This window comes from Prosthecobacter sp. (assembly GCF_034366625.1).
Classification (GTDB): Bacteria; Verrucomicrobiota; Verrucomicrobiia; order Verrucomicrobiales; family Verrucomicrobiaceae; genus Prosthecobacter.
Genome location: NZ_JAXMIH010000008.1, coordinates 281,221 through 301,907 on the forward strand (window position 1 = coordinate 281,221; position 20,687 = coordinate 301,907).

Here is a 20,687-nt window from a genome sequence, read left to right on the forward strand (position 1 = left end):
TCTCATGTATCCACGAAGTTTTTTTGATACGTATTGGGGGCCTCATATTCGCAACGAGGTGTTCGTGGCAATGCCGTTTCATGACGAATTTCAGACGATATGGGAGCAGGCGATCAAACCGGCCATAGAGAAGGATCTGCATCAAGGTGGGATAAAACTATTGGCGAATCGGGTCGATACGACCGTCCTTTCGGGAAATGTTGTTCAATCCATCTTGGATGGAATCGCACACGCCAGACTTATTTTTGTTGATGTTTCTGTGGCAAAAAGAGGAGCTTGGGTCAATCAGCGCAATGGGAATGTAATGTATGAGTTGGGCCTAGCACATGCCATCAGACCAGAAACTGATCTTATCGTCGTTAGAAATGACAACGAACGCATCAACTTTGATATAGCCAATATATTGATACACTCATATTCAGCAGACGATTTGAAATCTGCCGAGAAGTTGTTCGCTTATCAGATCAGCGAGGCACTTTGTCACCGCCATCGAATGATGGCCCTCCAGATCGAAAAGGTCAGTGAACGATTGGACGCGAACTGCAAAGCAGTGATGTTCGAGTTTGGTATCAACAAGCAATTTGAACCCTTTGGCGTAAATCGTGACGCGCCTTTATGGAAGCACTTGGCAATAAACAAGCTGCTCGATTTAGGGATTATCGTGTGCGAGGTCACTGCGCCCTGCTGTTACCACTACCGCTGGACTGAATTTGGCGTGGAAGTTTACAAGCGACCCAAGATGGCTGAGGTAATCCAAGAGTGAACTAACCACGAATCAACCACACGGCGGCAAACGCGGTGAGCCAGAAGAGAACATTCTCAAAGAGCTGCTGTGGCAGGCGTTTGAGAATCCACCAGCCCAGAAACACGCCAAGCACCACGCCGGGCATCAGCGTGAGGTTGGTCATGAGCGACTTTGAGTTGATGATGCCCAGGTCGGTGCTGAAGGGCACTTTGAAGAGGTTCACAAAGAGGAAGTAGCGGCTGAAGACGCCGAGATGCTCTTTTTTCTCCAAGTGCTGGGCGAGGAGGTAAACGGTCATCACAGGACCAGCGGCATTCGCGAGCATGGTCACGACGCCGGCGAGAAACCCCATCGTCCAAGTGAAGCCTTGGTGCTCGGTGAGAGCGATGAAGTCCTGCCGCCGCTTGTTGAGCACCCAGTTGAAGATGAGGAGCGCGATGATGATCCAGCCGATGACGATGCGGGCCATGGCGTTGTCGAATTTGCCAAGCAGCACCCAGCCGACGACCACGCCCACGATGGCCGGAGGCAGGATCGGCAGGATGCGCCGCCAGGTGCCGCCCTTGCGATTCAGGAAGTAGCCCATGAAGTCCGCCGCGATGAGCATGGGCAGGATCACGCCCACCGATTCCTTCGCACCGAAGATCTTCGCCATCAAAACGACATTTAGTGTCGAGGTGCCCGACAACCCGGCCTTCGACATCCCGATGCACATGGCTCCCAGCGTCGCCAACACGAGCATCCAGGTATCGGCGGGCAGAAGGGTGTGTTCGGTGAGCCAGGGCATTCGGGGTGGGTGGAGTGATGGAAGGCTCCTCTGACATCAATCCGCTACTCCATCAATCCTTTACTCCGCGTTCGCCGCTCACAACGCCATCAGAGGCGCAGGGACGAGGAAGGCGTGCTGCTCCAGCAGGCTGAGGGCACCGTTCCAGGACAAATAGGGCGTTAGATACACCACAAGCACATAAGCGAGGCCGATGGGCACGATGCCGAGGCGTGCGAGCCAGCGCGGGAACCAGTGGCGCGGCTGTTCGTAGCGTTTCGCCCGGCTCATGGCCCAGCCGGTGAGGATGCGGGCTGGGAAGATGAAGATCACAAAGAGCAGGCTCGGCAGCCAGGCGAGCTCGCGGGGCGTGAGTTCGATCTTGAGCAAATACAACGGGATGGCGAACAGCAGCGTGATGAGCAGCGCGAGCCAGAACGCGAGCGGTGCGCGGAGAAACAGGCGGCGCACCTCACGCAACTCGAACATGGCGCCGAAGCGGTCGGTTTGTGCGAAGTGTGCCTGCAAGAAAGGCAGATGAATCGCCACGAGCAGCAGGAGCAGTCCGCCGAACAGCGAGAGCAGGATGGATCCACCCACCGGCAGACGGGTGGCGGCCAGCAGAATGCCGACAGGCACGATCAGCCACGCCAGTGCTCCCACAAAACCGCGCAGGCCAAGCCAGAAGTAAAAAGGCAGCCGCAGGCCGATCATGTAGCTGGTGATCATGTGATGGAGATTGCGGAACTTCTCCGGCGCTTTGAGCCAGCGCAGGAAACGCAGCGGCTGCGGCCAGAGGAAGTGGCGCAGCTTGCCGCCGCGAATGCACGCCCAGGCGATGTGCGCCAGCGTGATGACAATGACGAGAACGAGTCCCACATGCCACGCTTGAGAAGTGGAACTGCCTGGCGCGATGATTTCAGCGTCTTTCCAAAAGCCGGAGACGAGTCGGGCTGGCCATACGACGATCCAGATGCCCGCGACGATGCTGCCGATGACCGCAGCCTTGCGCACGCCGATGAAACCATCGCGGATGCGGCCCGTGCGGGCGATGGTGCCGCTCACATGCAGCAGATAGCCGAGACTCAGGAAATTGAGCACCGGAATGACCGAGCAAGCCGCCAGCAGGGCGATCAGTGCCACGAGGCCGAACAGCCAGTCCAGCGCGGAGGCGACGCGCTGGAAGAATCCCTGCTTTACCTCGGGTGATGGCGCTGAGACTGCCTCAACAGGCAGGGGCGGCGGCAACGGGGGAGGTTCGGACATGAGATGCGCTATGAAAGTCGCCCATGAGTGGATTGTTGCAAAGTTTGCGCGGAAACCGATGCTGTTGGCGCGTGTTAAAGACAGGCTCGAACGAAGCGCATCGTCATGAACTCCGCCCCTCCTTCCTCAAGCTGGCTGCTCCGGCTGCGCAATGCCGTGATTCTGGCCGGACTGGTGGCGGGAGCAGTGTGGGGCGTGGTGGAACTGCTGCGGCCGCCGGTGGGGAAGGTTTCGAGTGATGTGGGTTTGCCGAAGGCGAAGCTGGAGGACGTTTTGCAGGCGGCGCAGAAGGTGAACGCTGACTTTGAGAAGTCTTGGGTGCCAAAGCAGTTCCAACCGACCTCGAAGGCAGATGATCTCACGCTTGTGCGTCGCCTGTCGCTGGCGCTGACGGGCAGCATTCCGTCGTTGCAGGAAATTCGGACGCTGGAGTCGGTGAAGGGCATGGACATCACGCAGTGGTGGCTCACGCAGATGTTTGCGGATCGTCGTGCGAGCGACTATCTCGCCGAGCGGCTGGTGCGCGTCTATGTAGGCATCGAAAATGGGCCGTTTTTGATTTATCGTCGTCGTCGGCTGGTAGAGTGGCTGAGCGAGGCGCTGCAAAAAAACCGGCCCTACGATCAAATCGCCCGTGCTTTGATCGACTCGAAGGGCGTGTGGACGACGAGTCCGGAAGTGAACTTCATCACGGTGACGAACCAGATGAACAACAAAGGCCCCGACGAGACCAAGCTGGCTGCTCGTGTGAGTCGCGCCTTCCTCGGCGTGCAGATGGACTGCGTGCAGTGCCATGACGGCAAGCTCGGCAGCACCTGGAAGCAGACGGATTTCCACAAACTGGCCGCGTATTTCGGCCAGACGGACTTTGAGCTGACCGGAATGCGCGACGACCCGAAGCAAGAGTACAAATTCCGCTACCTCGGCCAGACGGAGGAGGAGGTTGTGCCGGCGATGGTGCCGTGGAAGCCGGAGTTGCTGCCGCAGAAGGGCGGTCCGCGCGACCGGCTGGCCCGGTGGGTGACGGCGAAGGAGAACAAGGCCTTCGCACGCACTCTCGTGAACCGCATGTGGGCGCTGCTATTCAACCGGCCATTGATCACACCGGTGGATGACATCCCGCTCGAAGGGCCGTTCCCGGCGGGCATGGAGACGCTGGCGGATGATTTGATCGCACATGACTTCGATTTGCAGCGCTTGATCCGGGTCATCGCTGCCACGCGGGTGTTTCAGCAGTCGAGTCGCTCGGCTGATCCATCGCATCCGGTGACGGAAGAGGCGGAAAAGGCCTGGGCGGCGTTTCCTGTGACGCGTTTGCGGCCGGAGCAGATGGCGGGCAGTGTCATCCAGGCATCTTCACTGAGCACGATTGACGCGGAGACGCATGTGCTGTTTCGCATCAAGCGTGATCTCGATGTGGCGAATTTTGTGAAACGCTACGGCGATTCCGGCGAGGACAACTTCGAAGATGCTGGCGGCACGATTCCGCAGCGGCTGCTGCTCATGAATGGCAACATGATCAGCAACAACACCAACAGCAATCCGCTGATCAATGCCAGCACCCGCATCGGCATGCTGGCACCTGACAATGCCACGGCTGTGGAAGCGGCTTATCTCTCCATCTTCACGCGCCGACCCACTGTGGAGGAGGCGGATCACTTCACCGGCCTTCTCGCCACCGTCAAAAGCAACAACTCGCGCAGCAATGCGATGTCCGATCTCTACTGGACACTCATGAACGCCACCGAGTTTTCCTGGAATCATTGATATGAACTCGTCTCACGATCCCCATTGCGGCTGCAACAGCCACGATCACATCAACCGTCGCGCCTTGCTGAAAGGCGCTGTGGGCATCACCGGCCTCTCCTGGCTCACGCCCTTGGGCGATCTGCTGGCCATGGAGGCTGAAAAAGCTCCAAGCGGCAAGCCTGCGCGCTCGGTGATCTTGCTCTGGCTCGGTGGAGCAGCCAGCCAGCTTGACACCTTTGATCCGCATCCTGCCACGAAGATCGGCGGTGGCGTCAAAACGATCCCGACGGCGATCAAGGGCGTGGATTTTGTCTCCGGCCTCGAACAAACCGCCAGTGTGATGCAGGACGTGTCGCTCATTCGTTCCATGGTGAGCAAGGAGGGTGATCACGAGCGGGCGTTTTACAACATCAAGACCGGCTACCGGCCCGATCCCACGCTCATTCATCCCAGCATCGGCGCCATCGTCTGCCACGAACTGCCGGCGGCGAAGATCGAGATTCCCACGCATGTCTCCATTTTGCCGAATCAATGGCCGGCGCGCGGCGGCTTCTTCGGCGCACAGTTTGATGCCTTCCAGATGTACGATCCCAAGTATCCCGTGCCGGATGTGAAGGCCCGCGTGGAAGACAAACGCATGGATCGTCGGCTGGAGAGCCTCAGCGTCGTCGAGCGTGCCTTCGCGCAGGGGCGTGCGCCGGACATTGATCAAACCAAGACACTGCACCAGGTTTCGATGCAGCGGGCGCGCAGCATGATGACTTCGGATCAGTTGAATGCCTTCAATGTCAGCGATGTTCCGGCCAAGGAACTCAACGCGTATGGCGACACACCCTTCGGTCGCGGCTGTCTCGCGGCGGTGCGTCTGATTCAAGCCGGTGTGCGCTGTGTGGAAGTCACGCTCAACGGCTGGGACACGCACGCGAACAATTTTGAAGGTCAGGCCACGCAAGTGAAGATCCTCGACGCTGCTTACGCCTCGTTGATTCGTGATTTGAAACGCCTCGGCCTGCTGGAGAGCACGATCGTCGTCTGCGGCGGTGAATTTGGCCGCACGCCGAAGATCAACAACGTCGGTGGCCGTGACCACTGGCCGCATGGCTTCAGCATGCTCGTGGCGGGCGGCGGCTTCGCCGGTGGTCGTGTCATTGGTTCCACAGATCCCGAAGGTGTGAAGAAGGAGCCGGAAAAGCCGGTCTTCGTCGAAGATCTGCACGCCACAGTGCAGGACTTGCTGGGAATCGACTACAGCAGGGAAGTCATGACTCCGATCGGCCGTCCGATGGCGCTGAGCAAGGGCGATGTGGTGGAGGAACTGAAGGCTTGATCAGCGTTGCGCTGTTTTCTTCGCTTCAAAAGGGCTGCCTTCGAGGATCTGCTTGTCCTGCTGCTCCTTGGAGGCGTTTGGATCAGGATTGAGCGTCATGATGTAGGCCACCACATCGCGGAGCATCTGTTCATCCTCGATGAAGAAATTGGTGATCTGCACCATCTTGGCCCCGTTCACGTCGTTTTTGTGAGTGCCGCGTTTGCCTGTTTTGAACTTCTTGAGCTGGTCGGCCAGATACCAGCCCTGGCGGCCGAGCAGCGGCGGACTGCCGAAGGCCATCTCGCCGCTGGCGTTGTAGCGGTGGCACTCCATGCAGCGTTCTTGGAACAGCCGCATGCCTTCAGCCAAGTTGGCATCGGCCACGTCGCGGGCTTTGCCGGTGGGGACGACGAGCGGCATCTTTTCAACATGGGACACCACCGCCTTGATCTGCTCCGGCTGCAGCACCTTCGCGATGGTGGCCATCATGAAGGACTGCGGATCGGCGGCGTCGTGGCCGCGGCGGCCTTCGCGGAAGTTCGTGAACTGTGTGTGCACATACCACGAGGGCATGCCGGCGATGGAGGGCGATTTGAGCTCTTCCTTGCCTTCGCCCGAGACTCCGTGGCATTGCGCACAGACGGTTTGAAAGATCGTTTTGCCATCCGTGGCGGTCGTGGGTGTCACCACCGGGACGACGGGGTCGGCGGCTTGTAAAACCGCCCCACTGATGCTGAGAAGCACGAGCATGAGATGGCAGCAGTTGATTTTCATGGCTGTGAAACGCCGTAAGTTGCACGCGGGTTACAACAATGCTGCCTGGAACTTGCTGCGGGGCCATCTTTGCCAAAATCGGCACACTGCAGGACAAATCCGGCGTGTGCTTGCGTCTGGCACACGCCTGTGCCTCTCTGCGGGATGCCCGCGCTTCCCCAGAACGTTGTCGAACTTACCCAGGCTCTCGTGCGCATCCCGTCGGTGAATCCCGACGGCGATCCCGGCACCGACGGCATTGGCGAAGAACGATGCGCGCGATTCGTGGCGGAGTTTCTGACGGCATCCGGTGCCGAGGCAGTTCTCGATGAGGTGGAACCCGGCAGGCCGAACGTGATCGGCCGTTTTCCCACGAATCCGAGCGCGGATGGCAAACCGAAGCCGCGCATTCTTTTTGGCCCGCACACGGACACGGTGAGCGTCGGCGGCATGACGATTGATCCTTTCGGCGGTGAACTGCGCGATGGAAAAGTGTGGGGAAGGGGAGCCTCCGACACAAAGGGCCCGATGGCCTCGTTCCTCTGGGCTCTGCATGAAATGCGCCATGAGATCCCATTGCTGCCTGTCGAGGTGCATTTCGCCGGGTTCATGTCCGAGGAAAGCGCGCAACTTGGCTCGCAGCACTTCGCGAAGCATCACGGGCGCTACGATCTGGCGATCATCGGCGAACCAACGGGCTTGAAGACCGTGTTTCGGCACAAAGGCTGCCTGTGGGCCGATGTGCATACGACCGGCGTCGCCGTGCATGGTGCCACGCCGGAACTCGGTGTGAATGCGATTGTGAAGATGGCAAAGCTCGTCGCAGCGCTCGATGCCGAGTTCCGTGAACTTTTGACCGAAACCAGCGGCGCGGACGAATGGCTCGGCTTCAGCACGATCAATCTCGGCATGATCCAGGGCGGCACACGCAGCAACATCGTCGCCGATGCCTGCAAACTCCGCGTGGACATCCGCACCACACCCGGTTTGCAGCGTGCGGGCGGTGCGCTGGCTCTGCTGACCGACTTCGTGCGGCGCATTGACGAAACCGCCAGCGTCACCGTCGCTAGCGAGGCCTTTCATCTCGACACCGATCCTGCGAATCCCTTTGTGCAGAAACTCATCGCCGCCGGAGCCGAATTGACCGGCGCGCCGTGGTTCTGCGACGCGGCTTTCCTGGCCGTTGCTGGAACGCCATCCATCGCCATCGGACCCGGTTCGATTGCCCAGGCGCACACGAAGGATGAATTCATCACCGTGGCCGATCTGGAGGCCGGGGTGGACTTTTTCACGCGATTCCTGCGCAGTCTGGCCTGATCACGGAATGACCACGCGGTAGAAGCGACGCGTCTTGTTCACGGCATTGAGATCGATCCATGTGGTTGTCGATCCTGTGGCGGTGACGATGATGGGCGTCCAATCGATCAAGTCGTCGCTGTGCTCGATGCGGTAGTCGTTGCCGCTGACGGAGGGAAACTCCAGCGTTGTGCTGGTGGTGCGGCTGACGACGGGCTGCGGCTGGATGTTGGGATCGCTGTCGCTGGTGCCGAACCAAGTTTCGAGGTCCGAGTGAATGCCGTCTCCGTCGTTGTCGTGATGGATGGCGAAGCGGTCCACCAAGCCGGAGTCGAGGCCGGAGGCGGTGAAGTCGTCTTTGATGTAGGCCCACTTCAACGTGTGCGTGCCGGCGGGGACGAGGAAGCCTTTGCGCGTCCAGCCGACTTCGCCGCTGATGGCGTCCTGCTCGGCATCGTCGATGTAGAAGCGCAGGAAATCGTAGTCCTTCTCGGACGAAATGCCCCAGTAGAACGTCACCTTGCACGGGCCGGTGACCTCGGTGGTCATCACGCTTTGCTGGAGGTTGTCGATGGGGCCGCTGCGGGTGGCGTCCTCGCCGTCGCTGGAGTACAACTGCTGCGGCGTCCACGCGAGATCACCGGAGGTGGTGATGGTTTGCAAGGGCGCGTCGAGCGCGTCTGCGAGCCCCTGCGTGACGCTGCCGACGTTGAGGGTGATGGTTTCAGTGCCGGTGCCGATGCTGTTGGTGGCGTGAATGGTGACGGGATAGCTGCCTGCGGCGGCGACGCTGCCGTAAATGAGGCCGGTGGTGGCGTGCAGGGTGAGTCCGGCGGGCAGATTGTCCGCACTGTAGCCGGATGGTGCGTTTGTGGCTTCGAGCTGATACCGGAAATACACGCCCTGGTAGGCCTGGATCGTCTGCGTGGTGATCTCAGGCACGGCGGTGGTGGAAGTGATGATGATCTCGTCGATCCAGCCCCTGTCCTGTCCTTTCACCACCTCCTGGTCCTTGGTGTAGTAGATGTCCACGTTGTGCGGCCCGTCGCCGAGATAGGTGGTGGAGGTGGTCCAGTCGGTCTCGCCGGTGATGTAGTCCTTCACATAACCATCCACGGTGAGCACGAGGTAGTCGTAGTTCTTCTCCGAGGACACCTTCCACTGGAACTCGAGCTTCGCGGGGCCGTTCACGGTGAACTCGATGCCGGAGTACTCCTCATGTTCCACCACAGCGGTCCCGATGGCATCCACGCCGTCGTGCGTGGTGGTAGTCTGGCTGAATGGATCGCCGAAGCCGAAGGGGACGATCTTCGTGGTGGAAGGCTGCTCCAGGGCGGTCGAGAGCAGCGGATCGGCGGCGAGGATCAGGTAATAAGCGAACTCCTCGGTGGTGCCGGTGGCGTTGGTGGCGCTTTGATAACCTTGGAACAGGCCCGTTTCGGTGGGAGTGCCGGTGATGAGTCCGGTCGTGGTGTTGAGCGACAGCCCCACAGGCAGGCCGCCGGGGAAGTAGGTGCCCGCGCCAAAGCTCGTGGGGAAATTTGACGCGGCGATCTGGTGCTTCAGTTCCCAGCCCTCGCGGCCCACGATGATCCAGTTGGACGTGATGGCCGGCGGCGGCAGCGCCGGAGCCGTGGGCGTGCCGTGGAAGGTGAGCGCCACGTCGTCCAGCGTGCCGCTGTGGTCGATCATGCGGTCAAAGACTTCGAGCTTCCAGTCGCCCTCCGAGCGCTCGCCCCAGAAATGCGTCGTCATGAAGGTCCAGTCGAGATTCACGGCAGTGTCGCTGAAGCGCGCACGTGCCAGCCGGACCTTCACACCGCTGGGAGAGGTGAGACGCCACTCCAGATTGCCCGCATACGGATGCGTGGCCTTCACTTTCACGGTGACGTGCTCCAGCCGCAGATTGTCCACAGCGGGGACGGTGAAGGTGCGGGAGGCGCCGTTCTCATTCGCGTCCGGGATCGCCTGCGCGAGGTTGGTCTGTGTCAGCACGCGGGTTTGCAGCGGCGCGACGCTGGCCCACGTCGCTGCCATGCTCGTGGCGGCCTGGGCGTTCACCAGGCCCGCGCCGTAGTGGTCGTTGAAGTGAAAGCCGCCGCCGTTCGTCATCCAGCCGCCGTCGAACTCGTCGTTCTTCACCGCTGTGCGCACCAGAATCTCCTGCACGTCGCGATACGTCAGGTTCGGGTTCGCTTGAAGCATCAGCGCCACCACAGCGGCCACGGCCGGAGTGGCGGAGGACGTGCCGCCAAAGGTGTTGGTGTAGTCCGTGTCGGTGAAGTCAGGATACTCCACCGTGCCGCTTTCCTCGTTGTAGCCCGTTGCGCCGACACGGTCCGTGGTGGTGACGCCCTGCTTGCCGCCGTTGGAAGGCGCGCAGACGAGGATGTTCGTCCCCGGCTCGCTGTACCACGAGGCGCGGCCTTTGTCATTGATGGCGGAAACGGCGATGGCGTGCGGCGAGTTCGCCCAGCCGTCGTAGTTCGAGTCATCGCCGCTGTAGTTGCCGTTGCCGGCCGCCCAGAGGAAGATCGTGCCTTTGCCGCCGCGACCGTTCGTCACCGCGTCCGCCATCGCCGCGAGACTCAGCGGTCCTGGGCCTCCGGTACCGTAGGCGTTGTCGTACGGTCCCCAACTGTTGCTCTTGATGTGAACGATGTCCTGCTTGAACGCGAACGCGTCCGCCTCGTCCGCGTCCGTGGTCGGCGCGGCGATGAGCTTCAGGCCCACAATCGTCGCCTCCGGCGCGACGCCCGTCACGCCGATGCCGTTGTTGCCCCGTGCCGCCGCCACACCCGCGCAGGCCGTGCCATGGAAATCCTCCGCACCAGGGGAGGGATCGTCATCGAGATCGTTGAAGTCGTAGTCGTTGAGAAGATCGATGTTCGCCACCAGATCGGGATGCGTGACCTCCAGGCCGTCATCCACGATGCCGATGCGTACCCCGGCGCCCTTGTGGCTGTCCCACGCCGTCACCACGTTCACGTCGATGCCCGCCGTGCCGCCATTCTGGCCGGTGTTGCGCAGATGCCACTGGTAACCGGCATTGGCCACGTTGTGGGCGAAGAGCGGATCATCCGGCACGAAGCGGCGGAAGAGCTGCCGCGCCAGCATCGGCTCCGCCGAGCGCACGCCGGGCAGTGTTTTGAGCTTTTCAGCTCCGGCGAGTGCCGCGTCAGGATTTCCGGCAAACTCGACCACCGCGTATTTGCCACGCGCGGATGTTTTCACCACGCCCGCGACGCCGCCCAGCGTTGCGGCGGCTTTCCCAGGCTGCAACTCCACCAAAACACGTTGGGTCAGCCAACGCCGCGTGCCGTCATTCTGCGGCGCGTCCTTTTCATAGAGCACCCACTCGCCCTTGGTGCCCGCTTCCGTCAGCGACCGCTCGAAGCGTTTCCCCGCAATCGCGATCTGCCCGTGCAGCAAGGCGCTGCTGGCAAGAAGGCTGAGAAAGACAAGAAAACGCATCCGCATGGAGACAATCAGGTGCGGATGATGCTCACAATGCCGCCACCTCGCCACAGAAAAACCCGCCGCAGCATTTCGCGCTAAGAAACCGCCCGCAGCCTCTGTTCACGCGCCATGAAACGCCCGCTGCTGCTCTTTTGCCTGTTTTTTGCCACACTCACACTTCACGCTGCTGATGTGAAGAAGCCCAACGTGCTCTTCATCGCCATCGACGATCTGCGTGATTGGGTGGGCTACCTGCACCGCAACGAGCAGACGAAGACGCCGAACATCGACCGCCTCGCGAAGATGGGCACCGCCTTCACGCGGAGCTACTGCGCAGCGCCGGTGTGCAATCCGTCGCGGGCGGCGTTGATGAGCGGCATGCGCCCCTCCACCACCGGCGTTTACGGCAATGAAGCCGATTGGCGCAAGTTCATCCCGGAGGACAAGCCGCTGACAGCAGCGTTTCGCGGCGCGGGTTACTTCGTCAGTGGCGCGGGAAAAATCTACCACGGCTCCTTTGAGCGTCGCAGTGAGTGGGACGATTACCTGGATGACGAAGGCGGCGGCAAAGCGGAGAAGAAGCTCTCGAAGAACGCGAAGGACGACGGCGTTGGCGGCATCAAGTTCGCGCCGCTGGATTGCGAGGACAGCGACCTGCCCGACTGGAAGATCACCGACTACGGCATCGAGCAGCTCGGCAAGGCGCATGAGAAGCCCTTCTTCCTCGCGGTGGGCCTGCACAAGCCGCACATGGCCTGGAACGTGCCGCAGAAATGGTATGACATGTTCCCGCTCGCCGACATCAAGCTGCCGCCTTACAAGGAGGATGATCTGGGCGACATCCCGCCCGCCGGTGTGGCGATGGCGAAGCCTCAGGGCGATCACAAGGCCATGCTTGACTCAGGTCGCTGGAAGGAGGCCATCCAGGCCTATCTGGCCGCCACCGCCTACACGGACATGAACATCGGCCGTCTGCTGGATGCCTTCGACAAATCACCGCACAAGGACAACACGATCATCGTCTTCTGGTGCGACCACGGCTGGCATCTCGGCGAAAAGCATCACTGGCGCAAATTCGCGCTGTGGGAGGAGGCCACCCGCGCGCCACTGCTGTGGGTCGTGCCCGGTTTGACGAAACCCGGCAGCGTTTGCGAGCGCACGGTCGATTTCATGAGCATCTACCCCACGCTCATGGACGTGTGCGGCATTCCAAAGCCCGCGCATGTGGAAGGCCTGAGCATCAAGCCCCTGCTGGCCGATCCCGCCGCCGCGTGGGCCACGCCAGCGCTCACGACCCACGGCTTCAACAACCACGGCATCCGCAACGAAGGCTGGCGCTACATCCGCTACGCCAATGGCGAAGAAGAACTCTACAACGAGGCCACCGACCCCAACGAATGGACCAACCTCGCGAAAGATCCGCAATACAACGGCACCAAGGCCGAACTCGCCAAATCCATCCCCGCCATCAACCAGAAACCCGCCCGCGACGAGGAACAGAAGCAAAAGAAGAAGGCCGAGAAGAAGAAAAAGAAGGGCAAGACGGCGGAGTGAGCCTGTTTGGGAAGATGTTCATTTTAGAACATCCTCGGACACGCGTTTGAGACCAATGATGCCGTTCCAACCGTCAGGATCATCGGGAGGATTTGTCATCAGACGCAGCTCGCCATCGTAGCTGACGAAGCGCATCAGGTTATCGACGCCTTCGGCTTTGAGCCGCAGATTCCAGTTATCAAGGCTCCAAGTCCCGGTGAAATCTTCGTTCCACGAATGGTAATGCACACGATGATCCACATGCAGCGTGATCGTCTCCCGTTCATCAGCCCAAGTGCCCAAAACCGCCGCATCGGACGCGATGTGCGGATTCCACTCCATCAACGAGTTGAAGTAGATGTCCGCTGCGAGCAACCCAACGCCAAGCGTCGCCAAAACCGTTCCCAATCGCTTCAAAGCCCGAATCCGTCTCCAGAAACCCACAAGCAGCAAAAGCCCGCCCAACACGATGCTACCGAAAAGCACCAGATAGATGATGGTGTAGCCAAAGGGGATTGAGGTGTGGAACATGGTTCGTCCTGACAGACGTGTTGATTCCAATGTGTCACTTGGATTGAACGCACAATCAAAAAGCCCAGGATTCTGGCAAATCCTGGGCTTGGAAGCTGACTTCAGCAAATGAAGCTGATCAAGGCAAGCTCGTCTCACCCATCAGGAAGCGATCGCATTCTCTCGCGGCGCCGCGGCCTTCGTTGAAGGCCCAGACGACGAGGGATTGACCGCGGCGGCAGTCGCCGGCGGCGAAGACGCCGGGGAGGCTGGTGGTGTATTTCTCGTGCTCGGCCTTGATGTTGCTGCGGGCGTCGCGTTCGACGTTGAGGGCGTCGAGGAGGGGCTGCTCGGGGCCGAGGAAGCCCATGGCGAGCAGGACGAGCTGCGCGGGGAGGACTTTTTCGGTGCCGGGGACTTTCTGCGGGCCGAAGTTGCCTTTGTCGTCCTTCTTCCACTCGACGTTGACGACGTGGACGGCCTTGAGGTTGCCGTTGTCATCGCCCTCGAACTTCGTGGCGGTGGTGAGATAGACGCGTGGATCGTCGCCGAACTTGGCGGCGGCTTCCTGCTGGCCGTAGTCCATGTTGTAAACCTTCGGCCACTCGGGCCACGGATTGTTCGCGGCACGGGCGAGCGGGGGTTTGGCCATGATCTCGAGCTGGACGAGAGAATTGCAGCCGTGACGCAGGCTGGTGCCGACGCAGTCGGTGCCGGTGTCGCCGCCGCCGATGATGACGACGTCCTTGCCTGCGGCGGTGATGAAGTTGCCGTTCTGATGGCTGTCGAGCACCGCTCTCGTGTTTGCGGTGAGGAAGTCCATGGCGAAGTGGATGCCCTTCAATTCGCGACCGGGGATCGGCAGATCGCGCGGCTTGGTGGCTCCAGTGGCGACGATGATGGCGTCGAAGTCCTTGCGGAGCTGCTCGGCGGTGATGTCGGTGCCGACATTGACGTTGCACTTGAAGGTGACGCCTTCGTCCTCGAGCAACTTGATGCGGCGAAGGACGACTTCCTTCTTGTCGAGCTTCATGTTCGGAATGCCATACATGAGGAGGCCGCCGGGACGGTCGGCGCGTTCGAAGACGGTGACGGTGTGGCCGGCCTTGTTGAGCTGCGCGGCGGCGCTGAGACCGGCGGGGCCGGAACCGATGATGGCGACGGTTTTGCCGGTGCGTTTTTCAGGTGGCTCGGGCTTCACCCAGCCTTCTTCCCAGCCTTTGTCGATGATGCTGACCTCGATGTTCTTGATGGTGACCGGCGGCTCGTTGATGCCGAGCACGCAGGCACCTTCGCACGGGGCGGGGCAGACGCGGCCGGTGAACTCGGGGAAGTTGTTGGTCTTGTGCAGGCGGTCGAGCGCCTCACGCCAGAGGCCGCGATAGACGAGGTCGTTCCACTCGGGGATGAGGTTGTTGACCGGGCAGCCGCTGGCCATGCCGCTGATGAGCGTGCCGCTGTGGCAAAACGGGATGCCGCAGTCCATGCAGCGGGAACCCTGCTTTTTGAGGCCTTCCACAGGCATGTGAAGGTGAAATTCCTTCCAATCCTTGATGCGCTCGAGCGGATCGCGGTCAGCGGGGAGTTCGCGGGTGAATTCGATGAAGCCGGTTGGTTTTCCCATGATCTAGCAGTGTGAAAAAAGGTGATGTCTGTGGTTTCGTGTCGGGCGGGGCTGGATTCTAGCCTCCGCCGATGCGGGCAACGTCGCGGGCGTTGGCCTCGAAGGCGGCGTTGAGGGCTTCATCGCCGACCAATCCGTCGTCCTTGGCTTTTTTGAGCGCCTTGAGGACGCGTGCGTAGTCGCGAGGCATCACTTTGACGAACTGCGGGATGCTCTGCTCCCACAATGCGATCACCTTGAAGGCTTTCTGGCTCTTGGTGAGGTCGGCATGCTTCTTGATGAGCTCGTAGAGGCTGTCGATCTCCTCTTTGTCTTCGAGCTTTTGCAGATCGACCATGCCGGCATTGCAGCGAGTGGCGAAGTCGCCCTTCTCATCAAGGACATAAGCGACACCGCCGCTCATGCCTGCGGCGAAGTTGCGGCCCGTGACGCCGAGAACGACGACGCGGCCACCGGTCATGTACTCACAGCCGTGGTCACCCACGCCTTCGACGACGGTATCGACGCCGCTGTTGCGGACGGCGAAGCGCTCACCTGCCATGCCGCGCAGGAAAAGCTCGCCGCTCGTCGCACCGTAAAGCGCGGTGTTACCGGCAATGATGTTTTCCTCAGCAACGAACGTGCTGGCCGCAGGCGGATAGACGATGATGCGACCGCCGCTGAGGCCCTTGCCGATGTAGTCGTTAGTGTCGCCCTCGATCTCAAGCGTGACGCCCTTTGGCACGAAGGCGCCGAAGCTCTGGCCGGCGCTGCCCTGGAAGTGCAGATGCACGGTGTCGTCCGGCAGGCCGTGCCAGTGACGCTTCGTGATCTCGTTGCCGAGGATGGTGCCGACGGTGCGGTTGACGTTGCGGATGGGGAGCGTGGCCTTGACCTTCGTGCCCTTCTCGATGGCGTCTTTGCAAAGCGGCAGCAGCGTGGTGATGTCCATGCTCTTGCCGATGCCGTGATCCTGCATTTCAGAGCAGAATTTGCCGACTTCGGGGCCAACCTTCGGGCTGTAAAGCAGGTTGCTGAGGTCGATGCCGCGGGCTTTCCAATGATCGACGGCCTGACGAGGCTCCAACACGTCCGTGCGGCCCACCATGTCTTGGAGTTTGCGGAAACCAAGCTGCGCCATGAGTTCGCGCACTTCCTGGGCAATGAACTTCATGAAGTTCGTGGCATGCTCAGGATCACCGCTGAACTTCGCGCGAAGCTGCGGATCCTGCGTGGCGACGCCGACGGGGCAGGTGTTCAGATGGCAGACGCGCATCATGATGCAGCCCAGTGTGACGAGCGGAGCGGTGGCGAAACCAAACTCCTCAGCGCCGAGCAGCGCGGCGATGACGACATCGCGGCCTGTTTTCATCTGGCCATCGGCCTCGACGACGATCTTCGAGCGGAGGTTGTTGAGGAGAAGCGTCTGATGCGTCTCGGCGAGGCCGAGTTCCCACGGCAGACCGGCGTGTTTCACCGAAGTCTGCGGCGAAGCACCCGTGCCACCATCGTAACCGGAGATGAGCACGACATCCGAGTGCGCCTTTGCCACGCCGGCGGCGATGGTGCCGACACCGACTTCGGAAACGAGCTTCACGCTGATGCGGGCCTCGCGGTTGGCGTTCTTCAAGTCGTGGATGAGCTGGGCCAAGTCCTCGATGGAATAGATGTCATGATGCGGAGGCGGCGAGATCAGGCCGACACCGGGTGTCGAGTGACGCACCTTGGCGATCCAAGGATACACCTTCGCGCCTGGAAGCTGGCCGCCTTCACCGGGCTTCGCGCCCTGGGCCATCTTGATCTGAATTTCCTTCGCCTGGCTCAAATAGAGGCTGGTGACGCCAAAACGGCCCGAAGCTACCTGCTTGATCGCCGAGTTCTTCGAGTCGCCTTTGTCGTTCGTCCAAGTGTAGCGCTCGGGGTCTTCGCCACCTTCACCGGTGTTCGATTTGCCGCCGATGCGGTTCATGGCGATGGCAAGCGCCTCGTGAGCCTCGCTGGAGATGGAGCCGTAGCTCATCGCGCCCGTTTTGAAGCGCTTCATGATGCTCTCGACGGTCTCGACTTCGTCGATCGGCACCGGAGTCTGCGCCTTGAAGTCGAGCAGGCCGCGCAGCGTGTAGAACTGCTTCACCTGCGTGTTCACGAGGGCGGAGTATTGCTTGAAGGTCTCGAAATTGCCCGTGCGAACGGCTTTTTGCAGCGTGTGGATCGTGAGCGGGTTGAAAAGGTGGGCCTCACCTTCCTTGCGCCACTGGTAGTCACCGCCCACGTCGAGCGCGTGCACCTGCGAGTCGCGATCCGGGAAGCCGCGCATGTGGCGCTGGATGCACTCCTCGGCGATGATCTTGAGGTCGCTGCCTTCGACACGTGTGGCGGTCCAAGTGAAGTATTTTTCGACCACGCTCTTGCTGAGACCGACGGCTTCAAAGATCTGCGCGCCGCGATAGCTCTGCATCGTGCTGATGCCGATCTTCGAGGCGACTTTGATGACGCCCTTCGTGGCAGCCTTGATGAAGTTATAAACCGCCTTCTTGTGATCGACGTTCACGAGCAAGCCCTGGCGGATCATGTCGTCGAGCGTTTCAAAGGCGAGGTAAGGATTGATCGCACCGCAGCCGTAACCGATCAGCGTGCAGAAGTGATGCACTTCACGCGGTTCGCCGGACTCCAGCACGATGTCGCACTGCGTACGCGTGCCTTGGCGGATCAAATGATGATGCAGGCCGCCCACGGCCAGCAGAGCCGGGATCGGAGCTTTCGTGGCACTGATGCCGCGATCGGTCAAAATGAGGATGTTGCGGCCTTTCTTGATTAAATCGTCCGCTTGGGCGCAAAGAGCATCCATCGCTTCTTCCAGGCCTTTCGCGCCCTTATTCGGATCAAAGGTGATGTCGAGCGTGGCGGAGGCAAATTCGCCGCTGGCAATGGCTTTGAGCTTCGCCAGCTCCTCATTGCTGAGGATAGGCGTCTTGAGTTCGATCAGGTGGCAGCTTTCCGGCTTCGGATCGAGCAGATTGCCCTCGCGGCCAATCGTGGTGACCGGCGACGTGACGATTTCCTCGCGGATGCAGTCGATGGGCGGATTCGTGACCTGCGCGAAGAGCTGCTTGAAGTAATCGTAAAGCAGTTTGGCCTTGTTCGAGAGCACGGCGATGGGGATGTCAGTGCCCATCGAGCCAATCGCTTCCACGCCATCGCGTGCCATCGGCACCATGAGCATGCGGAGATCTTCAAAGGTGTAACCAAAGGCCTGCTGGCGCTTCAGCATCGTTTCGTGGTCCGGCAGCGGTGCGGGGGCACCGTCGGCGATGTCAGCGAGCTTCACGAGATTCTTGTCGAGCCACTCGCGGTAGGGCTTCTCGGCAGCGATTTTTTCTTTGATCTCGTCATCCGGAACGATGCGGCCTTCCTCCATGTTCACGATGAACATCTTGCCCGGCTGCAGACGGCCTTTGAGCTTCACATTCGCTGGATCGACCGGCAAAACGCCCGCTTCCGAGCCCATGATCACGAGGTCGTCATGCGTGACGTAGTAGCGCGAAGGACGCAGACCATTGCGGTCCAACGTGGCTCCCATCATTGTGCCGTCGGTGAAGGCCACGGACGCAGGACCATCCCACGGCTCCATGAGGCAGGAGTGATACTCGTAGAAGGACTTTTTCGCCTCGCTCATCGACTCGTGGCCGCTCCACGGCTCAGGAATCATCATCATCATCGCATGCGGCAGCGAACGGCCGCTCAGCACGAGCAGTTCGAGCGCGTTGTCAAAGATCGTGGAGTCCGAACCGTCGATGTTGATGACGGGTTTGATCTTGTGGATGTCATCGCCAAACAGCTCCGACGCGAAGAGCGACTGGCGGGCGAGCATCCAGTTGATATTGCCGCGCAGCGTGTTGATTTCGCCGTTATGGGCGATGTAGCGGTAGGGGTGCGATCGCTCCCAGTTTGGGAAGGTGTTGGTCGAAAAACGGCTGTGAACCAGCGCTAGCGCCGACTCCATGTCCGAATCTTGGAGGTCCAGATAATACGCTCCGACCTGATGCGGCGTGAGCATGCCCTTGTACACCAGCGTGCGGCACGAAAAGCTCGGCGCATACCAGACGGGATCGACCTTCGCCACGCGGATGTCGTTGTTCGCCACCTTGCGCAGCACATAGAGCTTCCGCTCAAAGGAGAGATCATCCAGCGCCGAGGCGTGACGCTTCACAAACACCTGGCGCACGACCGGCTCACTGGCCTTCGCCGACTTGCCAAGCGTCGAATTGTCCGTCGGCAGGTCACGCCAGCCGATGACAGGCATGCCTTCCGCTGTGGCCACCTTGGCAAAGACTTCCTTCGTCTTTGCCCAGATCGCCGGATCGCGCGAGGTGAAGATATTGGCTACGCCATACTGGCCCGCTGCGGGCAGCTCAAAACCCGCCTGCTTCGCCACCTTTGCGAGGAACGTGTGAGGCACCTGGATCAGGATGCCCGCCCCGTCACCGGTGTTTTCTTCCACACAGGCACCACGATGGTCCAGATTCTCCAGAATTTGGAGCGCATTGGCCACGATGGAATGCGATTTCTTCCCCTTCATATGGCACACGAAACCGACACCGCAGGCGTCGTGCTCGAACTGCGGGTCATACAGGCCTTGTTTCTGGGGAAGTCCGTTATTTGTCATTTTGGGTCAAAAGGGGGCCGCATTAAGGCGATTTGAATCGGTAAATCAACCAGCATTCTGCCTGCCAGTTTGACCCTTATTTTGCGCCTGCGGGCCTATTTCGGGGCTTTGTCCTGCCCAGCCCTCATCCATCTTGCATCGCCCGCCCATAGCCGCTAAAAACACCGCATGGTTCGTCTCACGATTCTCGGCAGCGGCAGTTCGGGGAACTGCGCCGTCATCTCGACGGAACGCACCACCCTGTTGCTGGACGCCGGACTCAGCGCCAAGCAGATCTGCCTGCGTCTCGACGCCTGCGGTTTCTCGCTCGACATGCTCGATGGCATCCTGCTTACCCATGAGCACCAGGATCACACCGGCGGGATCGAGGTGCTCAGCCGGAAGCGTCAGGTGCCGCTGTTTTGTACCGCCCTGACCCAGGAAACCCTCGCCAGCAGCCTCGGTTTCCGCAAACCACCCTCCTGGCGGCTCATGAGCACCGGATCGGCCTTCGAGTTTCAGGATCTGCGTATCGAGTCTTTCACCGTGCCGCATGACGCCGTCGATCCGGTGGGTTTCGTCATCGCCGACGAGGAATCCCGCCTCGGGGTGCTCAGCGATGTCGGTTACGTGACCAACTTGATCAAGGATCGCCTTCGCAACTCTGACAGCCTCTTCATTGAGGCCAATTACGACACGCAACTGCTCGAAAACGACACGAAGCGTCCTTGGGCGACCAAACAGCGCATCAGCTCGCGCCATGGCCATCTTTCCAACGAGCAGGCGGCCGAACTCGTCCGCGACATCGCGCACCCCGGCCTCAGTCATGTCGTGCTCGGCCATTTGAGCGACGATTGCAATGATCCCGTCGTTGCCGCGCGCTACATCCGCCAGGCGCTCGATTCTTCCGGTGCGAATGATGCACGCGTCATTTGCGCCGAACGTCATAAACCGACACCGACGATCGAAATTGTGCGCCGTCGCAGCAGTGCTGGCGTGAGCTTCTGCGTGGCCTCGACGGATCCTGCCGGACAACTGGCGTTGTTTTAAAAG

At 60.6% G+C, this 20,687-nt stretch carries 13 protein-coding genes; 6 read left to right on the forward strand and 7 right to left on the reverse strand.

Translation table 11 applies throughout. The annotated features are described in order from the left end of the window. Positions 1-4 precede the first annotated feature (4 nt). Positions 5-763, forward strand: a complete 759-nt coding sequence (locus U1A53_RS09590; RefSeq protein ID WP_322280443.1) for a hypothetical protein — start codon at positions 5-7, stop codon at positions 761-763. Between the two features lies 1 nt (position 764). Here the strand turns inward: U1A53_RS09590 and U1A53_RS09595 are convergent, their stop codons facing one another. Both U1A53_RS09595 and U1A53_RS09600 read right to left on the reverse strand, forming a co-directional pair. Continuing rightward, positions 765-1,532, reverse strand: coding sequence for a sulfite exporter TauE/SafE family protein (locus U1A53_RS09595; protein WP_322280444.1), 768 nt, complete (start codon positions 1,530-1,532; stop codon positions 765-767). Positions 1,533-1,610: 78 nt separating this feature from the next. After that, positions 1,611-2,777: a DUF4013 domain-containing protein gene (locus U1A53_RS09600; protein ID WP_322280445.1), complete on the reverse strand. Its 1,167-nt coding sequence runs from the start codon at positions 2,775-2,777 to the stop codon at positions 1,611-1,613. A 105-nt stretch (positions 2,778-2,882) separates the two neighbouring features. Here U1A53_RS09600 and U1A53_RS09605 point away from each other — a divergent pair, with 105 nt between their 5' ends. Continuing rightward, positions 2,883-4,544, forward strand: coding sequence for a DUF1553 domain-containing protein (locus U1A53_RS09605; protein WP_322280446.1), 1,662 nt, complete (start codon positions 2,883-2,885; stop codon positions 4,542-4,544). 1 nt (position 4,545) lies between these two features. After that, a complete protein-coding gene (locus tag U1A53_RS09610; RefSeq protein ID WP_322280447.1) occupies positions 4,546-5,853 on the forward strand; it encodes a DUF1501 domain-containing protein in 1,308 nt (435 codons plus the stop codon). On the opposite strand, the gene U1A53_RS09615 is transcribed toward U1A53_RS09610, so the two are convergent. After that, positions 5,854-6,609, reverse strand: coding sequence for a c-type cytochrome (locus tag U1A53_RS09615; RefSeq protein WP_322280448.1), 756 nt, complete (start codon positions 6,607-6,609; stop codon positions 5,854-5,856). Positions 6,610-6,753: 144 nt separating this feature from the next. On the opposite strand from U1A53_RS09615, the gene U1A53_RS09620 reads away from it, so the two are divergent. After that, positions 6,754-7,905, forward strand: a complete 1,152-nt coding sequence (locus U1A53_RS09620) for a M20 family metallopeptidase (RefSeq protein ID WP_322280449.1) — start codon at positions 6,754-6,756, stop codon at positions 7,903-7,905. On the opposite strand, the gene U1A53_RS09625 is transcribed toward U1A53_RS09620, so the two are convergent. Then, a complete protein-coding gene (locus U1A53_RS09625) occupies positions 7,906-11,364 on the reverse strand; it encodes a S8 family serine peptidase (protein WP_322280450.1) in 3,459 nt (1,152 codons plus the stop codon). 108 nt (positions 11,365-11,472) lie between these two features. Here U1A53_RS09625 and U1A53_RS09630 point away from each other — a divergent pair, with 108 nt between their 5' ends. Then, positions 11,473-12,897 (forward strand): sulfatase, encoded by a 1,425-nt coding sequence (locus tag U1A53_RS09630; RefSeq protein ID WP_322280451.1) that lies wholly within the window; start codon positions 11,473-11,475, stop codon positions 12,895-12,897. A gap of 18 nt (positions 12,898-12,915) precedes the next feature. Here U1A53_RS09630 and U1A53_RS09635 read toward each other — a convergent pair whose 3' ends face one another. The 3 genes from U1A53_RS09635 to gltB all read right to left on the reverse strand — a co-directional run bounded on the left by U1A53_RS09635 (position 12,916) and on the right by gltB (position 19,655). After that, positions 12,916-13,407 carry a hypothetical protein gene (locus U1A53_RS09635; protein ID WP_322280452.1) on the reverse strand — a complete coding sequence of 164 codons (492 nt, stop codon included), beginning with the start codon at positions 13,405-13,407 and terminating at the stop codon, positions 12,916-12,918. A 118-nt stretch (positions 13,408-13,525) separates the two neighbouring features. After that, on the reverse strand, positions 13,526-15,010 hold the full coding sequence (locus tag U1A53_RS09640) for a glutamate synthase subunit beta (RefSeq protein WP_322280453.1): 1,485 nt from the start codon (positions 15,008-15,010) through the stop codon (positions 13,526-13,528). 58 nt (positions 15,011-15,068) lie between these two features. Beyond that, positions 15,069-19,655, reverse strand: a complete 4,587-nt coding sequence (gltB, locus tag U1A53_RS09645) for a glutamate synthase large subunit (RefSeq protein ID WP_322280454.1) — start codon at positions 19,653-19,655, stop codon at positions 15,069-15,071. A 168-nt stretch (positions 19,656-19,823) separates the two neighbouring features. Between gltB and U1A53_RS09650 the strand changes: the two genes are divergently transcribed. After that, positions 19,824-20,684 carry an MBL fold metallo-hydrolase gene (locus tag U1A53_RS09650; RefSeq protein WP_322280455.1) on the forward strand — a complete coding sequence of 287 codons (861 nt, stop codon included), beginning with the start codon at positions 19,824-19,826 and terminating at the stop codon, positions 20,682-20,684. The last annotated feature ends 3 nt before the right edge of the window (positions 20,685-20,687 follow it).

Bases quoted from the DNA above. Each gene is read 5' to 3' on its own strand.
- U1A53_RS09620 (WP_322280449.1), top strand. From the start codon at position 6,754: ATGCCCGCGCTTCCCCAGAACGTTGTCGAACTTACCCAGGCTCTCGTG.
- U1A53_RS09650 (WP_322280455.1), top strand. From the start codon at position 19,824: ATGGTTCGTCTCACGATTCTCGGCAGCGGCAGTTCGGGGAACTGCGCC.
- U1A53_RS09640 (WP_322280453.1), bottom strand. From the start codon at position 15,010: ATGGGAAAACCAACCGGCTTCATCGAATTCACCCGCGAACTCCCCGCT.
- gltB (WP_322280454.1), bottom strand. From the start codon at position 19,655: ATGACAAATAACGGACTTCCCCAGAAACAAGGCCTGTATGACCCGCAG.
- U1A53_RS09590 (WP_322280443.1), top strand. From the start codon at position 5: ATGTATCCACGAAGTTTTTTTGATACGTATTGGGGGCCTCATATTCGC.
- U1A53_RS09615 (WP_322280448.1), bottom strand. From the start codon at position 6,609: ATGAAAATCAACTGCTGCCATCTCATGCTCGTGCTTCTCAGCATCAGT.
- U1A53_RS09610 (WP_322280447.1), top strand. From the start codon at position 4,546: ATGAACTCGTCTCACGATCCCCATTGCGGCTGCAACAGCCACGATCAC.
- U1A53_RS09625 (WP_322280450.1), bottom strand. From the start codon at position 11,364: ATGCGGATGCGTTTTCTTGTCTTTCTCAGCCTTCTTGCCAGCAGCGCC.
- U1A53_RS09600 (WP_322280445.1), bottom strand. From the start codon at position 2,777: ATGTCCGAACCTCCCCCGTTGCCGCCGCCCCTGCCTGTTGAGGCAGTC.
- U1A53_RS09630 (WP_322280451.1), top strand. From the start codon at position 11,473: ATGAAACGCCCGCTGCTGCTCTTTTGCCTGTTTTTTGCCACACTCACA.
- U1A53_RS09635 (WP_322280452.1), bottom strand. From the start codon at position 13,407: ATGTTCCACACCTCAATCCCCTTTGGCTACACCATCATCTATCTGGTG.
- U1A53_RS09595 (WP_322280444.1), bottom strand. From the start codon at position 1,532: ATGCCCTGGCTCACCGAACACACCCTTCTGCCCGCCGATACCTGGATG.
- U1A53_RS09605 (WP_322280446.1), top strand. From the start codon at position 2,883: ATGAACTCCGCCCCTCCTTCCTCAAGCTGGCTGCTCCGGCTGCGCAAT.